Origin of the sequence: Stenotrophomonas sp. TWI700 (assembly GCF_039673645.1) — a bacterium.
GTDB classification, from domain to species: domain Bacteria; phylum Pseudomonadota; class Gammaproteobacteria; order Xanthomonadales; family Xanthomonadaceae; genus Stenotrophomonas; species Stenotrophomonas maltophilia_AA.
The window spans coordinates 39,892-57,365 of record NZ_JBDJMB010000011.1; the positions used below are offsets into that span (position 1 = coordinate 39,892).

15 protein-coding genes are annotated in these 17,474 nt (G+C 69.0%); 3 read left to right on the forward strand and 12 right to left on the reverse strand.

From position 1 onward, the window contains the following. Positions 1–18: 18 nt before the first annotated feature. From ABE473_RS10255 to ABE473_RS10305, 11 genes are all read right to left on the reverse strand, one after another. A complete protein-coding gene (locus ABE473_RS10255; RefSeq protein WP_346489396.1) occupies positions 19–1,722 on the reverse strand; it encodes a BatD family protein in 1,704 nt (567 codons plus the stop codon). After that, the gene (locus ABE473_RS10260) at positions 1,719–3,470 is read right to left on the reverse strand and encodes a tetratricopeptide repeat protein (RefSeq protein ID WP_346489397.1); all 1,752 of its coding nucleotides are present in this window, start codon (positions 3,468–3,470) and stop codon (positions 1,719–1,721) included. The genes ABE473_RS10255 and ABE473_RS10260 overlap by 4 nt, the downstream gene beginning before the upstream one ends. Continuing rightward, on the reverse strand, positions 3,467–4,474 hold the full coding sequence (locus ABE473_RS10265; protein WP_346489398.1) for a VWA domain-containing protein: 1,008 nt from the start codon (positions 4,472–4,474) through the stop codon (positions 3,467–3,469). Before ABE473_RS10265 ends, ABE473_RS10260 begins: the two co-directional genes overlap by 4 nt. After that, a complete protein-coding gene (locus tag ABE473_RS10270; RefSeq protein WP_346489399.1) occupies positions 4,471–4,932 on the reverse strand; it encodes a DUF4381 family protein in 462 nt (153 codons plus the stop codon). Before ABE473_RS10270 ends, ABE473_RS10265 begins: the two co-directional genes overlap by 4 nt. Further along, on the reverse strand, positions 4,929–5,852 hold the full coding sequence (locus ABE473_RS10275) for a DUF58 domain-containing protein (protein WP_176988340.1): 924 nt from the start codon (positions 5,850–5,852) through the stop codon (positions 4,929–4,931). Before ABE473_RS10275 ends, ABE473_RS10270 begins: the two co-directional genes overlap by 4 nt. Before the next feature lie 5 nt (positions 5,853–5,857). Then, positions 5,858–6,880, reverse strand: a complete 1,023-nt coding sequence (locus tag ABE473_RS10280; protein WP_346489400.1) for a MoxR family ATPase — start codon at positions 6,878–6,880, stop codon at positions 5,858–5,860. A 139-nt stretch (positions 6,881–7,019) separates the two neighbouring features. Continuing rightward, positions 7,020–8,999, reverse strand: a complete 1,980-nt coding sequence (locus ABE473_RS10285) for a type IV pilus secretin PilQ family protein (protein WP_346489401.1) — start codon at positions 8,997–8,999, stop codon at positions 7,020–7,022. Positions 9,000–9,019: 20 nt separating this feature from the next. Beyond that, positions 9,020–9,514, reverse strand: coding sequence for a pilus assembly protein PilP (locus ABE473_RS10290; protein ID WP_257018742.1), 495 nt, complete (start codon positions 9,512–9,514; stop codon positions 9,020–9,022). Positions 9,515–9,552: 38 nt separating this feature from the next. Next, positions 9,553–10,230 carry a type 4a pilus biogenesis protein PilO gene (locus ABE473_RS10295; protein ID WP_179460186.1) on the reverse strand — a complete coding sequence of 226 codons (678 nt, stop codon included), beginning with the start codon at positions 10,228–10,230 and terminating at the stop codon, positions 9,553–9,555. Continuing rightward, positions 10,227–11,066 carry a PilN domain-containing protein gene (locus ABE473_RS10300; protein ID WP_179460185.1) on the reverse strand — a complete coding sequence of 280 codons (840 nt, stop codon included), beginning with the start codon at positions 11,064–11,066 and terminating at the stop codon, positions 10,227–10,229. The genes ABE473_RS10295 and ABE473_RS10300 overlap by 4 nt, the downstream gene beginning before the upstream one ends. After that, positions 11,066–12,124 (reverse strand): pilus assembly protein PilM, encoded by a 1,059-nt coding sequence (locus ABE473_RS10305; RefSeq protein ID WP_019183880.1) that lies wholly within the window; start codon positions 12,122–12,124, stop codon positions 11,066–11,068. Before ABE473_RS10305 ends, ABE473_RS10300 begins: the two co-directional genes overlap by 1 nt. 223 nt (positions 12,125–12,347) lie before the next feature. Here ABE473_RS10305 and ABE473_RS10310 point away from each other — a divergent pair, with 223 nt between their 5' ends. Both ABE473_RS10310 and ABE473_RS10315 read left to right on the forward strand, forming a co-directional pair. Beyond that, on the forward strand, positions 12,348–14,777 hold the full coding sequence (locus ABE473_RS10310; RefSeq protein ID WP_346489402.1) for a penicillin-binding protein 1A: 2,430 nt from the start codon (positions 12,348–12,350) through the stop codon (positions 14,775–14,777). A 275-nt stretch (positions 14,778–15,052) separates the two neighbouring features. Beyond that, complete coding sequence (locus ABE473_RS10315) at positions 15,053–15,700, forward strand: hypothetical protein (protein WP_346489403.1); 648 nt, start codon at positions 15,053–15,055, stop codon at positions 15,698–15,700. 23 nt (positions 15,701–15,723) lie between these two features. On the opposite strand, the gene ABE473_RS10320 is transcribed toward ABE473_RS10315, so the two are convergent. Beyond that, positions 15,724–16,488 carry an alpha/beta hydrolase gene (locus ABE473_RS10320; protein ID WP_346489404.1) on the reverse strand — a complete coding sequence of 255 codons (765 nt, stop codon included), beginning with the start codon at positions 16,486–16,488 and terminating at the stop codon, positions 15,724–15,726. 96 nt (positions 16,489–16,584) lie between these two features. Here ABE473_RS10320 and ABE473_RS10325 point away from each other — a divergent pair, with 96 nt between their 5' ends. Beyond that, a complete protein-coding gene (locus tag ABE473_RS10325) occupies positions 16,585–17,361 on the forward strand; it encodes a helix-turn-helix transcriptional regulator (RefSeq protein WP_346489405.1) in 777 nt (258 codons plus the stop codon). Positions 17,362–17,474 lie beyond the last annotated feature (113 nt).

Consider the following 17,474-nt stretch of genomic DNA (forward strand, 5'->3'; position numbering starts at 1 on the left):
CCTGACCGACACGCCTTTTTATGAATGCGCAGACGGGTATAACGGCGCCAGCCCATTGTCCTTTGCGGCCGCAGACGCCCGCCAGTGCGGTCCGTCATGGAAGGCCCGCCGCAGCGCCTGCCGCGCCTCGCCGACATCGCCGCCCTGCCCGCCCCAGCGGACCTGCTGCATCCGGATCAGCGTGTCGCGCTGCTGAGCGTCGTCGAGGCGCTCCAGCACCTGCTCCAGGGTCTTTACGCCGCCCATCCCGGCCAGCACGACGATGATCTCGTCGAACCCACCGGCTTCCATGGCCCGGCGCAGGTCAGCGCGGGTGTACGTGCCCGCTGATGGGGCAGAGGGCGCAGTGCCCTCGCCACCCCGCACGACCCGCGGACGAGCGCGTCGGCGCCAGCCCCAGGCGAGGGTCAGCAGCCACAGCACCGCCAGGCCGGCCGACAGCGCGATCCAGCCCCACGGGCGCGATGCGGCCTGCATCGGCGCCAACTGCAGGTCGGGGGAGGCGGCCGCCGGTTCGCCCGGCAGGGCCGACGTGGTGTCCACCGGCAGGGTCGGCGTGGCGCCGCCAGCGACACCGGCGGTGATCGCCAGTTGCAGGTCCGGCAGGCGGGCCGTGCGCGCCTGGCCGGCCGCCACGTCCCACCACGCCATGCGCAGGCCCGGGACGGTCAGCGCCCCGGCCTGGCGCGGCACGATCGCGAAGCGACGGGTCAGCGTGAGCTGCGGCGTGCTGCCGTTGAAGGTTTCATCGAACTGCGGCGGCTCGGCGAAGACCTGGGCGCCCGGGCCCACGTCGGGCACCGGCAGCTCCGGGAACTGCGCCTTGGTCGCACCCTCGGCCACGGCCTCCACCACCACGGTGGCTGCCTCGCCGGCCCGGCCGGTGGTGGGCGCAGCGGTATAGCGCAGGCGCAGCCCATGCAGCGGCAGCCACGGTTGCGGTGCCGAGGCCGGTTGCGCCTGGACCTGCAGAGTGCGCGGGGCGGAGGCCGCGCGCAGGCGGCCATCGCCACCGAACATGTCATTGAAGAAACCGCCCGCGCTGCGCCCGTTGAACTGGGCCGCCGGCAGCGCCAGCGGACCGCTCCGCTCGGGGATCAGCAGGAAGCGCCGCTCCACCACGTTGTAGCGGCGGCCGTTGACCTCGCGCACCTCGGTGCGGTCTTCGCCGACGCGCTGCAGCGATGCACCGGCAGGCGTATCGAGCACCAGTTCACCACTGAGCAGCTGTGCGGCGTAGAACAGGCGCACCACCACGCCGACGCTCTGCTGCACATACGGCGAGGCATCGTCGACCTCGGTTTCCAGGAACACGGCGGCATTGCCCGTGGCCGCCGCCGGCGCGGACGCGGTGCTGGCGCCGACCTGCAGGGTCAGCGGCTGGGTACGGCTGCTGCCGACCTGCAGCGCCGGAATCTGCAGGGTGCCGGCGCGCTTCGGGGTGAGTGCGACGGCGTACAGCGCGCGCGAGGTGGTCGCGCCATTGCTCCACTGCATCTGGCGGCTGGTGGTCTGGCTGCTGAGGTCGAAATCGGCCCGCAGCGGCGCGTAGTCCGGTGCACCGCCGCCGGCATCGGATTCGATGTTGAGGGTGACCGTGTCGCCGTCGGTGATCTGCTCGCGGTCGAGCCACGCGCGGGTCTGCGCGTGCGCGGCCATGCTTGCGCACAGCAGCAGGGCGAGTCCGGCGCGCAACCAGCGCTGTATCGTGGAATGTGTCATCGCCCTTCCCGTTTCCTGCGTTCGTTTTCCAGCTGGAACTTGGCCCGCAGCAGACTGCCCGGGTCATCCGGCACGCGGCGCATCCAGGCTTCGACCGCCTGCTGCTGCTCGCGCTGCTGCGGCGTGCCGCTGACCTGGCCCTGCGCCTTGTCGTTGCCGTCTTCCTGCCCCTGGCGCTGCATGGCCTGCTGCATGCGTTCGCGCTGGGCCGCGTCGGCCTCGGCCTGCGCCTGGCTGTCGGCGGCCTGCGGCGGCGACTTCTCGCCCTTGGATTGGCCGTCCTTCGGCTCACCGGACGTGGGCGGCGGTGACTGGCCCTGCTGGCCCTTGTCCTGCGGTGGCGCAGCATCACCGTTCTGGCCCTGCCCCGGGTTCTTGCCGGGATCGGGCTTGTCGGAGGGCGGCTTCTTTCCGTCCTTCTGATCGTTTTTCCGGTCGTTGCTCTGCGGTGGCCTGCGCTTGCGGGCGGCATCGACTGCCGCGCGATTGGCGACCGCATCGGCCATGCCCGGATGCTTCTTCAGCGCGCGCTCGTAAGCCTCGATGGCGGCATCGTACTGTCCCTGGCGCGCCAGCGCGTTGCCGAGGTTGTACCAGCCGGCATCGGTATCGATGCCCTCGAACTGCTGCTGCGCGGCCTTGAAATCGCCCTTGCGGTACGCATCCACTCCGGTGGACAGGCGTTGCTGGTCGAGCTGGTCGGCGCGTTGCCACCACGTGCCTTCGGCGGCGTGCGCGGGCATCGGCATCGCCATCGGCAGTGCCGCGACCATCACCAGCACCGCCAGCGCGCCGCGTCGGCGGAACGCGAACAGCGCCAGCAGCATCAGCGGCGGCAGCAGCCAGAAGCCTTCATCGCGCCAGGTGCGGCCCTGCCCTTCACGGCTGTCATCGGCACTGACGCGCGGGGTCAACACGTCGAGCGCGGCCAGGTCCTTGTCATCGCTGGCCACGCGCGCATAGCGACCGCCACCGCGGCTGGCGACGCTGCGCAGCGAGCCCTCCTCCAGACGCGCCGGCACGATCTGCCCCTCGCCGTTGCGATAGGCCGCGCCCTGCGGCGTACCCAGCCCGAGCACGGAGACCACGAAGCCCTGCGCGCGTGCTGCGGCTGCCGCCTGTTCGGCATCGGCATCGGCGCGGTCGGTGAGCAGCAGGATGTCGCCGCCGCGTGCGCCGGACTGCTGCAGCAACTTGACCGCTGTTTCCAGCGCGCGGTCGGCACGCTGGCCATCGCGGGGCATCACATCGGGTGCCAGCGCATCCAGGTACAGCGCGACATTGGCCATGTCGTCGGTCAACGGCGCCACAGCATAGGCATCGTCGGCGTACACCAGCAGGGCGACTTCGCCGCCCTGGCGCTCGCGCAGCAGCGTGGCGAGCTTCGCGCGTGCCTGCAGCAGGCGCGACGGCGGCAGATCGGTCGCGGTCACCCGCGAGGACAGGTCCAGCGCGACCACCAGCGGCGACGGCGTCTGCCACAACGGCTGTGCGACCTGTCGCCATGAGGGGCCGGCCAGCGCCACGATCGCGATGGCCGTGCCCAGCAACAACAGGATCAGCCCACCCCAGGCGCGACGGTCGCGGCCTACCAGCAGATGGCGCAGCAGATGCGCATCCACGGTCTGGCGCCACACATTGGCGCGACGCCGGCGCAGCCACCAGATCGCCACCAGCAGCGGCAGCACGAGCAGCCCCCACAACGCATCGGGGCGGATGAAATGCAGGGCGTTCCAGCTTGCGGTCATGTCCAGCGCCTCGGCAACAGCCACGCCAGGCCGGCCAGCAGCAGTGCCAACGCCAGCGGCAGGGCGTAACGCTCGATCCGCGGCCGCACTGCCGGGCCGGCCGATTTTACCGGCTCCAGACGTTCCAGCTCGGCGTAGATGCCGGCCAGCTCATCGGTATTGCGCGCCCGGAAAGAGCGGCCGCCGGTGAGCTCGGCGATCTTGTTCAACGTGGCTTCGTCGACCGGATCTTCGCCGGGCGCGATCTGCACGCCGAACAGGCTGATGCCGCCGTCGCCGCCAAAGGCCACGGTGTAGACGCGGACCCCTTCGGCCTGGGCCAGTTCGGCCGCACGCAGCGGTTCGAGCACGCCGGCGTTGCTGACGCCATCGGTCAGCAGGATCAGCACGCGCTGGCCTTCGGGTTGTTCGCGCAGGCGCTTGACCGCCAGCGCGATCGCGTCGCCGATCGCGGTCTCGCGCCCGGCCAGGCCGACCACGCTGTCGCGCAGCTGATCGCGCACGCTGGTGAGGTCGGCGGTCAACGGGGTCAACGTGTAGGCGCGCTCGCCGAAGATCAGCAGGCCGACGCGATCACCGACGCGGCGATCCAGGAAGTCGGCAAGCACGGCCTTGGCCGCGGTCAGTCGCTCGACCACCTGGTTGCCGAGCATCATGTCCGCCTCGCTCATGCTGCCGGAGACGTCCACCGCGAGCATCATCTGGCGGCCCTGCTGCGGCGGTGTCACCGCGTCACCGAGCTGCTGCGGTCGCGCAGCCGCCACGCACAGGCAGGCCCACGCCAGCCACAGCAGCGCGCGGCCCAGGCGTGGGCCCGCACCGCCCGCGGCAGCGCCCAGCGACTGCAGTTGATCGGCCGCGTAGGGCACGCGCAGTGCGGCGCCCGCGCCGGGCCGTGACGGCCACCAGCGCATCAGGATCGGCAAGGGCAGCGCCAGCAGCATCCACGGCCAGGCCAGGCTGTCGAGCCAGCTCAACCACGTCGGCAGGGTGATCGCGATCATCGGCGCCGCTCCGTGAGCAGCGACAGATAACGGCGGCGCGCAAGGACGCGTAGACGCTGCACCGCTTCGGCGTCGGCACGTGGGCGGTAGCTGCCGTCGAGCAGCAGCGCGCCATCGCCATCGGAGAAAGCCCGGCTGTTCTTCTCATCCAGAAAGGCCAGCCATTCACTGCCCTGCAGCCGTTCGGCGCCGGGCTGATGCTGGCGCGCCGCGCGGCGCAGCAGGTCGGCGATCGCCGCGATCTCGGCGACCGGCGAGCCGGCCTGGGCCACCTGGGCATCGAACAGCGCCAGCCAGCGCTGGCGCGTACGCCGCCGACGCCACTGCCAGGCCCAGATCGCGGCCACCACCAGCGCCAGGGCCGCAAACACCAGCCACCAGCCGGGCGCCGGCGGCCACCACGGCGGTGAGGGCGGCAACTGCACATCGCGCAGCGGCAGCGAGGCGGCGGCGCTCATGCCACCACCGCGGTCGGCAGCGGACTCAACCAGCTGTCGCTGGCGTCGTCGGTGGCCACCACATGCACCTGGATGCGGCGCGCGGCCAGGCTGTTCTGCAGCGTTTCCAGCGGCGCCACGAACCGCTCGCGCCAATGCTCGCGCACCGCAGTGCTGCCCAGATCGAGCAGCACGCGACGGCCCTGCGAGAGAAACGGCAGCGCGTCGGCCGGGGGCGCCAGTTCAAGCGGATCGACCAGCAGCATCACCACCACTTCGTGGTGCATGGCCAGCGCGGCCCAGCGCGCACTGCCGATCGTGGCCGCACGCGCCGGGTCGGCCAGCACCACCACGCGCGCACCGGGGCGCAGCAGACGTGCGGCCTGCTCCAGCGCGCGGTCCAGCCCGGCATCCTCGGCGGGCGGTTCGGCGTACCAGCGGGTCAGCGCATCGAGCACGCGCAACACGCCGCGGGTGCCACCGGCCGGTGCGATCGGCGGCTCCTGGGTGCTGCCGCGCACGGCGGCAAGGCGGTCACCCTGGCGCTGCGCGAGCCACGCCGCGACCGCGCCGACCCGCGCGGCCTGTACGGATTTGAAGCGGACCCGGGTGCCGAAATACAGCACCGGGTCGGTATCGGCGACCAGCAGCGTCAACCGCTCGCGTTCGGCCTGGAACAGTTTGGTATGCGCGCGTCCGGTGCGGGCGGTCACACGCCAGTCGATATGCCGCGCGTCATCGCCGGGCACGTAGTCGCGGGACTCGGCGTACTCCATGCCGCGTCCGCGTGCGGGCGACGGCGCACTGCCGGCATGACCCAGCCGGCCACGCCGCGCCGGCGGCGCGCGGTGCGCACTGCGGCGCAACGCCACCAGCTCGGCCAGACTCGGCCGCAGGCCATCGCCCTCCAGCGGCGTGGCGCTCTGCGCGGGGGTGTCCATCGCGCTCAGGGCGCCGGCACGCGGGCCAGCAGCTCGGCGACCAGGCGTTCGCCATCCCAGCCTTCGGCGGTGGCTTCATAGCTGGGCAGCACGCGATGGCGCAGCACATCCGGCGCGACGTTGCGCACATCCTCCGGGGTGACGAAGTCGCGCCCGGCCAGCCAGGCGCGCGCCCGCGCACAGCGCTCCAGCGCGATCGAGCCACGCGGGCTGGCGCCCCAGGCGATGCGCCGCGCCAGCGCCGGGTCGTAGCGCGCGGCATCGCGCGAGGCCAGCACGATTTCGATGAGGTAGCGTTCCAGCGCCGGGGCGACATGCAGCGACAGGACCGCCTTGCGGGCGGCGAACACATCGCTCAGCGGCATGCGCACCGGCGCGGCGGCCGGGGTGGACAGCGCTTCACGGGCGCGCTCGCGGGCCAGTCGCAGGATTTCGGTTTCGGCTTCCGAATCGGGGTAGCCGATCCGCACATGCATCAGGAAACGGTCCAGCTGCGCTTCCGGCAGCGGGAAAGTGCCTTCCTGCTCGATCGGATTCTGCGTGGCCATCACCAGGAACAGCGAGGGCAGCGGATAGGTATGGCGGCCAACCGTCACCTGGCGCTCGCCCATCGCTTCGAGCAGGGCCGACTGCACCTTGGCCGGCGCACGATTGATTTCGTCGGCGAGCAGGATCGGATGGAAGATCGGACCGGGCACGAATTCGAACCGCCCTTCCTGCGGGCGCCAGATCTCGGTGCCGGTCAGGTCGGCCGGCAGCAGGTCCGGGGTGAACTGCACGCGCGAGAAATCCGCATCCAGCCGGGCGGCCAGCGCGCGGATCGCGGTGGTCTTGGCCAGGCCGGGGGCGCCCTCGACCAGCAGGTGGCCATCGGCCAGCAGCGCGGTCAGCAGGCGCTCGACGAGCGCACTCTGGCCGACGATCTCGGATGACAGGCCGTCGCGCAGCGCGCGGAAGGCATCGTGCAGGCGGTCGTGCTCCACCGGAGCGGGCGTCGGGGTATCGGGCATGGGGGGCGGCAGATTCATGGCATCCATGTGACCTCCACGGTGGGCAGAGGTTCCATCACCATGATGGCAGGACAGTGGCGGTTACGACATCAAGATTGGCTGAACGCAGAAAGGGCCGCACAGGGCGGCCCTTTCCTCATTGCAGCAGCGGTGCGGCTCAGTTGACGGCCGGATTGGCCTTGGCCACGCGCAGCACCTTCGGCGTCACGAACACCAGCAGTTCGGCCTTGTCCTTGTTGCGGCTGCGCTTCTTGAACAGATTGCCCAGGAACGGCACGTCGCCCAGGAACGGCACCTTGTTGATGCTGGTGCGGTCGGTGAATTCGTACACGCCACCGATCACCACGGTCTGGCCATCGTCCACCAGCACCGCGGTATTCACTTCGCGGCGGTTGATGGTCGGCACCTGGCCGTAGCCTTCCAGCAGGATGTACTGCTCCACTTCATCCTTCTTGACCGACATGTTGAGGAACACACGGTTGTCGTTGGTGATGGTCGGGGTGACCTTCAGCTCCAGCACCACCTCCTTGAACTGGACGTTGGGCTGGGCAGCGGCACCGGCCGCACCACCACCGCTGATGGTGACGTAGCCGATTTCCTTACCCTGCTTGATCACCGCTTCGCGCTGGTTGGTGGTCACCACGCGCGGGTTGGAGATCACTTCGCCGCGCGATTCGGCCTGCATGGCCGACAGTTCCACGTCCAGCAGGTAACCGGCATTGAGGATCGACAGCGCCAGCGAACCGGGGTTGTTGATCGCGGCCACCGGCAGGTTCCAGTTCAGGCCTTCGGCGAACTTGGTCCCACCGCGGACCGGGATCGCACCGGTGCGGCCACCGGCCACCCACTCATTGATCGCTTTCTGGTACTCGAGGTCCTTGGTGCCGCGATCGGTGATGTTGGCGTGGTTCTGATTGGTGTTGGCGCCGAAGAACACGTCCTGGCGGCTGCCGCTGATGCCGAACTTGGCACCGAGCTCACGCGCGAACGTATCGGTGGCGATCACGATCCGGCTTTCGATCAGCACCTGGTCGACCGGACGGTCGATCACGCTGATCAGCTCACGCATCCGCGCGATCTTCTTCGGGATGTCGCTGATCATCAGCGTATTGGTGCGCTCGTCGGCCACGATGCGACCGCGCGAGGACAGGAACCCGCTGTCTTCCTGCGAGCTGCCGCCGCCACCGCCACCGCTGCTGCCGCCTATGCCCTTGGCTTCGGTCAGCGCTTTGAAGATCGCCGCGGCGTTGTGGTAGTTGATCTGCACGTAATCGGTGACCAGATCCTCGCGGTTCTCGATCGCGATGCGTGCGTCTTCCTTGTCCTGCTCGAACTTGGCCAGCTCCGGCTGCGGCGCCACCCAGATCACGCCGCCATCGCGGCGCTTGTCCAGGCCCTTGGCGCGCAGCACGATGTCCAGCGCCTGGTCCCACGGCACGTTGATCAGGCGCAGGGTCACGTTGCCCTGCACGCTGTCGGAGGCGACCACGTTGAGGTTGGACTCCTCGGCGACCAGCTGCAGCACGGTACGGACCGGCACATCCTGGAAGTTGAAGGTCACCGGCTTGCCGCTGTAGCCGCGCTGGCCGAGTGCCGCCGCCGCCTGGCTCACACTGGTCGCGGTGATCGCACCGGCGGCCGGGGCCGCCTGGCGCGGGCTGATCTCGACCACGTATTCGTTGCCGCTCTGATACGCCAGCGACTCGAAGGCGGTATTGGTGTTGAGCACCAGCTGGGTGCCACCGCCATAGGGCTTGGGATCGATGCGCTGCACCGGCGTGGCGAAGTCGGTCACGTTGATCGACTTCTGCAGGCTTTCCGGCAGGCGCGCGTTGCCCACGTCGATGACGACGCTGTTGCCCTGGCTGCGCAGGTCCGGGCTGGCGCCCTGGCCGTCGAACTGCAGGATGAGCCGGCCGGCGCCATCGTCGCCGCGCTTGAAGTCGATCTTGGACACCGACAGCGAGGCCGGTGCGGTCGCCGGCGCGGTGGTGGCCGCCGGTTTGGGCACGGCGCCGCTGGGCGTGGCCGCCATCAGCGTGCCGTTGGCCACCATGAGCGCGACTCCCAGCGCGCACAGGTGGAACAACTTCTGGCGCCGGACGGAACGCAGCCGCAGGGCGTTGGAAAAGGTCATCGTGCTATCCCCATAATCATTCATTGATCTTCAAGCGCGAGCGTTGCCGGCCGTTCCAGCCAGCCACCCGCGCCATCCGGCACCAGTTCAATCAGCTCAATCCGGTCCTCGAAGACCCCGGTCACCCGCCCGTCGCTCTGCCCCAGATAGACGCCCGGACGCACCCGATAGGTGACCTTGTCCGGCGCCATCACCAGCGCGACGAGCCCGCCCCCACGGCCGATCGAACCCACCATGTCCAGGCTGTCCAGCGGGAAATCTTCCAGCGGCTCCTTGCGGCGGTTCGGATCCGGACGCAGCCCCGATCCCCCTTGCGGATTGGTCCAGGCGTCGGTGAACGGGTCGCGCATCCCCTGCGCGGAATATTCAAACGTCTCGAACTGCTGCATCACCGGCAGCGGTTCGAGCGGCGGTGCCGGGCGTGCACGCACGTCGGCCACCCACTTCTCCAGGTTCGGCGCATCGCCGGGCGTGCTGGTCACGCCGCGGGCGCAACCGGCCAGCAGCAGCACCATCAACAGGCCGCATACCCGTGCGGTCGAGGTCAGGCGGCTCATTTCCGGCCTCCCTTCTTCGCCGCTTTTTCCTTCTCGGCGGCAGCCTTCTCCTGGGCTTCCATCTCCACGTCATCCAGGTAACGGTAGGTCTTGACCGTTCCGGACAACTCCAGCGCACCGCTGCGGGCGGTGATGCCGGTCTTGGGATCCTTCGGCTTCAGGTTGATGTCGTGCATGGTCAGGATGACCACGCGCGGCAGCGAGGCCACGCCGCTGACGAACGCGCCGAACTGGTGGTAACTGCCCACCATGCGCAGGGCGATCGGCTTCTCGGCGTAGAACTCCTTGGGCTGCTCGGCACCGGGCTGGAACAGCTCGTTGGACAGGCCGCTGGACAACGCGGTCTGCGAGATGTCGATGATCAGGTCCGGCATCTCGGTCTTGCTGGGCAGCTGGCGCAGCATCTGCTGCAGCACCTGCTCCATCTGGGTCAGCTGCTGCTTGAGCGGCTCGAGGTTGACCGCGCGGCCCTGTTCCTTCTCGAACTCGGCACGCAACTGGGTCTCGCGGCTTTCCAGCGAGGCCAGCTCATCGCGCTTGCCGCTGATCAGCAGGAACCAGGCCATGATCATGATGAACAGCGCCAGCAGCACGCAGAACACGACCTTGGCCTTCTGCGGCCAGTTGCCGATGTTGTTGAAGTCCAGCTCTTTGAGATTGATCTTCTGGCTCATGCGGCGGCCCCCTTCTGGGCCGGGGCCGGCGCCGCCGGTTGTGCAGGTTGCGCGGAGGGCGTGGACGGCACGATGCGGCTGCTGCCGGTCGGCTTGGCCGGATCGGCGGCATCGGGCGAGACCGGCGCGGCCGGTGCGTCGGCCGGTGCCGGCGACAGCGGGGCGACCGGTGCCACCGGGGTCGCACCCGGCGGGGCGGGATCGGCGGTCGGCTCGATCACGCTGCCATCGGCGGCCAGCTCGGTGACGCTGCTCTGGGCCGGCAGATTGACCTTGACCACGAACATGTACGGCAGCGACTTGATGTCCATCACCGGACCGCTGGCGGCCCCGGCCTTGTCACGCTCCGGCGCCTTGGCCTCGATGATCGACAGCTCCGGGTTGGTCATCCAGCCCGAGCTTTCCAGGTTGCGCATGTAGGCACTGACGCGCGCATTGGACTGGGTACGACCTTCCAGGGTCAGCACGTCGCCCTCCTGCTTGAGCGTGGTCAGCACCACCCCGTCCGGGATGGTCCGCACCAGCGCATCGAACAGATGCACCATCTGCGAGCGCTTGGCCTGCAGTTCCTCGATCACGGCCTTGCGCGCCAGCAGGCGATCCTTCTGGCGGTCCAGGCGCTCGATCTCCTTGTTCTGCTCCTTGACCTTGTCGATCTCGGCCTGCAGGAAGGTATTGCGATCACCCTGTCCGCTGACCTGGCGGTCGTAGTAGAACCAGATCAACAGCGACAGCAGCAGGCCGCCGATGGCGGCCGCACCGAGCATGGCGTAGAAGTCGCGCTGGCGTTGCTTGCGCCGCTCGGCGCGCCAGGGCAATAAATTGATGCGCGCCATCAGTCAAAGCTCCTCAGGGCCAGACCAGTGGCGATCATCAGCGCCGGGGCATCCTGGGCCAGGGCGTGTGCCTGCACCTTCGGGCCCAGCGTCATCTGTGCCAGCGGGTTGGCCACCACGGTAGCCACGCCCAGCTGCTCTTCCACCATGTCCGGCAGGCCGGTCAGGGCCGCGCAACCGCCGGCGAGCACGATGTGGTCGACCCGGTTGAACTCGCTGCCCGCATAGAAGAACTGCAGCAGGCGGCTGATCTGCTGGACCGTGGCCTCCTTGAACGGCTCCAGCACTTCCATCTCGTAGCTTTCCGGCAGTCCGCCCTGGCGCTTGGCCAGGCCGGCCTCTTCGTAGGTCAGCCCGTAACGGCGCATCACTTCGTCGGTCAGCTGCTTGCCGCCGAACACCTGTTCGCGGCTGTACAGGCTGCGCCCGCCGCGCAGGACGTTCAGGGTGGTCATGGTGGCGCCGATGTCCACCAGCGCGACCACGCCATCACTGGCCACCGGCAGCTCGCTGGCCACCAGGGCGAAGGCGTTCTCGACCGCGAAGGCCTCCACGTCCATCACCCGCGCCACCAGCCCGCCCAGCTCCAGCGCCGACTGGCGCAGCTCGACGTTCTCCGAGCGCGAGGCGGCCAACAGCACCTGGACCATTTCCGGATTGTTCGGAATCGCACCCAGCACTTCGAAATCGAGGTTCACTTCCTCGATCGGGTACGGGATGTAATTGACCGCCTCGAGCTCGACCTGGGCTTCCATGTCGTTCTCGTCCAGATCGGCGGGCATCGGGATCAGCTTGGTGATCACGGCCGAGCCGGCCACGGCGGCGGCGGCATGCCGTGCCTTGGTTCCGGAGCGGTTCACGGCGCGTCGAATGGCCTCCCCGACCGCTTCGACCTCCACGATGTTCTTCTCCACCACCGCATTCGGCGGAAGTGGTTCCACGGCGTAATGTTCCACGCGGAAACGATTGCCGCTGCGGGATAGCTGCAACAGCTTTACTGCAGTCGAGCTGATATCGACGCCGATAAGAGGCGACTGGCTTTTTGGGATAAGCCCCACGGTTTCTCCCCTGCCGATGGGCACTTGGACGCAGAACCTGCGACCGCGCATTAATAACGTTTTTTTTGCAAATCGCAACCGTCAAGCTGTAAAACGAGCACCAGTGCTCGTTTCACGCGTCCCCAGACGGTGATCGACTGCTCTCCCCAGGAACAACCCCAGCCGTTCCCTTGCGTAATCTATACTCTGCGACCACGAAATTCGCAATCGGAATCTGTCACTGATGACACGTCTTCGCCGTTGGCTGCGCTGGATGCTGGTCGCGTTCCTGGTCCTGGCATTGATCGGCGCCGCGGTTGCCGGTGGCCTGTATTACGCCGTCTCCTCCAAGCTCCCGGACGTGCAGACCCTGCGCGACGTGGAGATGCAGGAGCCCATGTACGTCTATGCCAGCGATGGCAAGCTGATGGCGGTGTTCGGCGAGACCCGGCGCACCCCCATCACCATGAAGGACGTCCCCGAGCGCCTCAAGCAGGCCTTCCTGGCCACCGAGGACGCGCGCTTCTACGAGCACGGCGGCGTGGACTACAAGGGCATCGGCCGCGCGGTCTGGCTGCTGGCCACCACCAACGACAAGCGCGTGCCCGGTGGTTCGACCATCACCCAGCAGGTCGCCCGCCAGTTCTTCCTGAGCTCGGAGTACAGCTACACCCGCAAGCTGGCCGAGATCCTGCTGGCACGCAAGATCGAGAGCGAGCTGAGCAAGGACGAGATCTTCGAGCTGTACCTCAACAAGAGCTTCTTCGGCAACCGCGCCTATGGCGTGGCCGCCGCGGCCGAGTTCTATTACGGCAAGAAGCTGGGCGAGCTGGACCTGGACGAGATGGCCTCGCTGGCCGGCATCCCCAAGTTCCCGTCCTCCGGCAACCCGATCAGCAACCCCGAGCGTGCCCGCGAGCGCCGCGACTACTATGTGCTGCAGCGCATGGCCAGCCTGGGCTTCGTCTCCCAGGCCGAGGCCGACGCGGCCAAGGCCGTGCCGATGCACGCCACCGCGCATGAGCCGCCGCTGCAGGTGGAAGCCCCCTACGTGGCCGAGCTGGTCCGCCAGGAAATGATCGCCCGCTTCGGCGGCGACGTGGTCAACAAGGGCTACCACGTGACCACCACGATCAACGCCGAGCTGCAGACCGCGGCCAACCTGTCGGTGCGCGATGGCCTGCTGGCCTACGATCACCGCCACGGCTGGCACGGCGTGGAGCAGCACGTGGAGGTCCCGGCCGACGCCGATGCCGCCGCGCTGGCCACCAAGCTGTCCGGCATTCCCGCACAGACCGGCCTGCTGCCGGCGATCGTGGCGGCGACCGCCGCCGATGGCAGCGCGACCGTGGTGCTGGGCAACCGCAGCGAAGTGGTGCTGCCCGCCAGCGCCGCCCGCTGGACCAACAAGACCCCAGCCAAGCTGGTGACCCGCGGCGATATCGTGCGCGTGCGGGCCGGCGAGAAGGACGGTGAGTGGCTGCTCGACCAGATCCCGCGCGGCCAGGCCGCCCTGGTTTCGCTGGACGCGGAAAACGGCGCGTTGAAGGCGCTGGTCGGCGGCTTCAGCTTCTCCGGCAACAAGTTCAATCGCGCCACCCAGGCCCGCCGCCAGCCGGGCTCGAGCTTCAAGCCGTTCATCTATGCGGCCGCCTTCGACAAGGGCTTCAACCCGGCCTCGATCGTGCTCGACGCCCCGGTCGTGTTCCGCGACCGCCGCGGCAAGACCTGGTCGCCGCAGAACGACGGGGGCGGCTTCCGTGGCCCGATGCGCCTGCGTGAAGCGCTGGTGCAGTCGCGCAACCTGGTCTCGGTGCGCCTGCTCGATGGCATGGGCGTGGATTACGCGCGCAAGTACATCAGCGAGTTCGGCTTCGCCGAGGCCGAGCTGCCGCCGAACCTGTCGATGTCGCTGGGCACCGCCTCGCTGACCCCGCTCTCGGTGGCGCGCGGCTATGCCGTGTTCGCCAACGGCGGCTCGCGCGTGGACACCTGGCTGATCGACCGGGTCGTCGACCGCGACGGCGTGGAAGTGTTCAAGGAAAACCCGGCCGTGGCCTGCCGCGACTGCGCCGGCACCAGTGGCGTGCCGGTCAGCCAGGTCGTGGACGGCTTCAACTTCGGCGCCGCGCCCGCAGCCAACGCTGCACCGGCCAAGCCGCAGCAGGCGGCCGCCACGGCTGCCGTGGAAGCCCCGGCCCCGGTCAACCCGGATGCCAAGGTCGCCCCGCGCGCGATCGATGCCCGCACCGCATACCAGCTCAACTCGATGATGCGCGACGTGGTCCAGCGCGGTACCGGTACCGCGGCCAAGGTGCTCGGACGCGAAGACGTGGGCGGCAAGACCGGCTCGACCAACGACCACCGCGATGCCTGGTTCTCCGGTTTCGGTGGCCCGTACGCGACCACCGTGTGGGTGGGCCGCGACGACTTCCGTTCGCTCGGCTACCGCGAGTATGGCGGCCGCGCCGCCCTGCCGATCTGGATCGAGTACATGCGCGCCGCGCTGAAGGACACCCCGATCGCGCAGAACGAGCCGCCGTCGGGCATGGTCCAGGCCACGCTCAACGGCGCGACCGAGTGGGTCAAGGTGGAGGACATGGAGAAGCTGGAGGAGTACGACTTCAACAGCCACACCCCGCAGGCCGACGACGCCGCGTTCGATATCTTCTGACCGCATGCGCCGGGTACGCCCGGCGCCGCGATGGAACACTGGCCGGGCACTGCCCGGCCTTTTTTTGTTCGCTCCCCCTTCGTATCGTCCGCCCCATCGCCCCGGCAGAGCTACCCCATGGGTGGCTGCACGCAATCCCTGATCGCAGGGTAGAGCCACCCCATGGGTGGCTGCACGCATCCCTGATCGCAGGCACAGCCACGCATGGCGAGGCTCTACCCGTCTGTCACATCGCCGGTGTACATTGCCGTGCAGGTCGCCAAGGAGTTCCGGTCATGCATCGAGCCCGCCAGCATGCAGCCACGCAGACCCGGGAGCGCCGCCACCAGCTGGCGCACGAGGCCGCCCGCCTGATGGCCGAGGGCGGCATCCGCGACTACCACCAGGCCAAGCTCAAGGCGGCCACCCGGCTCGGCATCCACGACGATGCCTCCCTGCCCCGCAACACCGAGATCGAAGACGCGCTGCGCGAGTACCAGCGGCTGTTTGCCGGTGCCGACCATGGCGCGCAGCTGCGCCTGCGCCGTGAAGCGGCCCTGCGTGCGATGGACTTCCTGCAGGCCTTCTCGCCGCGGCTGTGCGGCCCGGTGCTCGATGGCACCGCCGACGCCAACAGCCCCGTGCAGCTGCAGGTGCACAGCGACGACGCCGATGCGGTGCAGCGCCATCTCGACGAACACGGCATTCCGGCCGAATCGCGCACGCGGCGGCTGCGGCTGGACCGCGAGCGCACCCTGGACGCCCCGGTGTGGGTGTTCAGCGCCGAGGAGCTGACCTTCGACATCGCCGTGCTGCCTTACGACGGCCTGCGCCAGCCACCGCTGTCGGCCATCGATGAGAAGCCGATGCGGCGCGCGTCGGCCGCGCAGGTGCGTGAGCTGCTGGCCGAGAGCGAGATCGAAGGCTATCTGGGCAGCCGCTGAGTCCACCGCGCGTTTGACGCCGCTCAGCGATCACCGAACGGCGCGAGGAACGCCTCGATGGCGGCCACCAGTGCCAGCGGCGTTTCGTTCATGGGGTAGTGCCCTGCGTTGCCGATCACCTCCACGGACGCGTGCGCGTAGCGGCGCAGGTAGGTCCGTTCCATCAGCGCGCGATGGAAGACCGGATCGTGCTCGCCGACCAGCACCTTCACCGGGTGCCGGCCGACGATCTCCGTGCTGAAGTCGGTGTCGGCCCATGCCGTGAAATAGGCTGCGAAGGCCTCCGGGGAGGCGTGCGCCATCGAGTACCGCGTCTTCCAGTCCAGCCACGTGTCGGGAAGTCGTCCGCCGGTGCTGCGATCAATGATTCCGCGCCGGATGCCGGCGCTCCCGGCGGCCGCTTCCAGCAGTTGCCGCGTTGCTGAATCGTAGGCGATGCCGCCACAAGGCACGGGCGCGACGGCGACCAGCGCGCGCACGCGATCCGGGGCGAGGACCGCGATCCGCTCGATGGCCATGCCGCCCATCGAATGCCCGACCAGGCTGAAGGTCTCGATGCCCAGCGAGTCGGCCAGGGTCAGCGCGTCGTTGGCGATCTCGTCGATCGTGTAATCACCGCGTGCGTCGCGCATGCCGCCGTAGCCGCGGCAGTCCATGAAGACGTAGCTGAACACCTCATCGGACAGCCACGGCTCGATCGGTTCGAACGCATGCGCGTCGCCGAACCAGCCGTGCAGGACCAGGACGGGATGGGCGCCGGTGCCGACGCGGTGAAAGGTAGTGGCCATGGCTGCACCGTGCGGGTGTGGGGTTGGGCCGCGATGTTAGGGCGGCGGCGCGTGGCCCGCCGTCGATAGCAGGCCGATGGCGATAGAATCCGGGCCATGCGCAATACCCTGCTCGATCCCTTTGAAGACCTGCCGCGCGCCGTGGTGGTCACCGCCAACGACTACGCCGCCGGATCCGTCTTCCCCGACCACGCGCATCGGCGCGGTCAGTTCGCGTTTGCCTCGCGCGGCACGATCAGCCTCACCACGCCCGAGGGACACTGGCTGGTGCCACCGCAGCGTGCGTGCTGGGTGCCCGCAGGCGTCGCCCACGCCATGGCGATGCGTGGCCCGGTCACGATGCTCAATGTGTTCGTGGCGGCGGAAGAAGTGGCGGCCGCCCGGTTGCCAGCGCGCTGCGGCGTACATGCCGTATCGGCGTTGCTGCGGCACCTGATGGACGATGCGGTCGACCTGCCGGCGTTGTACGACCTGGACGGTCGTGCCGGCCGGCTGATGCAGTTGCTGGTCGCAGAGATCGCGGTGATGCCACGCCTGTCACTGCATGCGCCGCTGCCCCGCGACCCACGCCTTGCGCGTGCCTGCCAGCAGGTGTCCGATGCGCCCTCGATCGCCTCCACACTCGATGCGGTCGCCGCCGAGGCGGGCATGAGCCGACGCACGTTCACCCGCCAGTTCCGCGCGGACACCGGGGTGGGGTTTGCCGAATGGCGCCAGCAGGTCTGCCTGCTCGCCGCGATCGAACGCCTGGGTGCCGGGCAGCCGGTCACCCGGGTGGCTCTGGACCTCGGATACACCAGCCCGAGCGCGTTTTCGTCGGCGTTCCGGCGTGCACTGGGGGAATCGCCCAGCCGCTATGTTGAAGCACGCTGAGAGCCGCCGGACGACGTAGAAACCGCACGGCCAAGCGGTAAGGCCGGTTGCCCGCGCAGGGAGGGACAGGCAAAAAAACGCCCCGCGATGCGGGGCGTTTTCATCACGAACTG

What these genes read in the sequence shown, in the direction of transcription:
- ABE473_RS10255 (WP_346489396.1), bottom strand. Translation starts at nt 1,722, where the DNA reads ATGACACATTCCACGATACAGCGCTGGTTGCGCGCCGGACTCGCCCTG.
- ABE473_RS10260 (WP_346489397.1), bottom strand. Translation starts at nt 3,470, where the DNA reads ATGACCGCAAGCTGGAACGCCCTGCATTTCATCCGCCCCGATGCGTTG.
- ABE473_RS10265 (WP_346489398.1), bottom strand. Translation starts at nt 4,474, where the DNA reads ATGATCGCGATCACCCTGCCGACGTGGTTGAGCTGGCTCGACAGCCTG.
- ABE473_RS10270 (WP_346489399.1), bottom strand. Translation starts at nt 4,932, where the DNA reads ATGAGCGCCGCCGCCTCGCTGCCGCTGCGCGATGTGCAGTTGCCGCCC.
- ABE473_RS10275 (WP_176988340.1), bottom strand. Translation starts at nt 5,852, where the DNA reads ATGGACACCCCCGCGCAGAGCGCCACGCCGCTGGAGGGCGATGGCCTG.
- ABE473_RS10280 (WP_346489400.1), bottom strand. Translation starts at nt 6,880, where the DNA reads ATGAATCTGCCGCCCCCCATGCCCGATACCCCGACGCCCGCTCCGGTG.
- ABE473_RS10285 (WP_346489401.1), bottom strand. Translation starts at nt 8,999, where the DNA reads ATGACCTTTTCCAACGCCCTGCGGCTGCGTTCCGTCCGGCGCCAGAAG.
- ABE473_RS10290 (WP_257018742.1), bottom strand. Translation starts at nt 9,514, where the DNA reads ATGGTGCTGCTGCTGGCCGGTTGCGCCCGCGGCGTGACCAGCACGCCC.
- ABE473_RS10295 (WP_179460186.1), bottom strand. Translation starts at nt 10,230, where the DNA reads ATGAGCCAGAAGATCAATCTCAAAGAGCTGGACTTCAACAACATCGGC.
- ABE473_RS10300 (WP_179460185.1), bottom strand. Translation starts at nt 11,066, where the DNA reads ATGGCGCGCATCAATTTATTGCCCTGGCGCGCCGAGCGGCGCAAGCAA.
- ABE473_RS10310 (WP_346489402.1), top strand. Translation starts at nt 12,348, where the DNA reads ATGACACGTCTTCGCCGTTGGCTGCGCTGGATGCTGGTCGCGTTCCTG.
- ABE473_RS10315 (WP_346489403.1), top strand. Translation starts at nt 15,053, where the DNA reads ATGCATCGAGCCCGCCAGCATGCAGCCACGCAGACCCGGGAGCGCCGC.
- ABE473_RS10320 (WP_346489404.1), bottom strand. Translation starts at nt 16,488, where the DNA reads ATGGCCACTACCTTTCACCGCGTCGGCACCGGCGCCCATCCCGTCCTG.
- ABE473_RS10325 (WP_346489405.1), top strand. Translation starts at nt 16,585, where the DNA reads ATGCGCAATACCCTGCTCGATCCCTTTGAAGACCTGCCGCGCGCCGTG.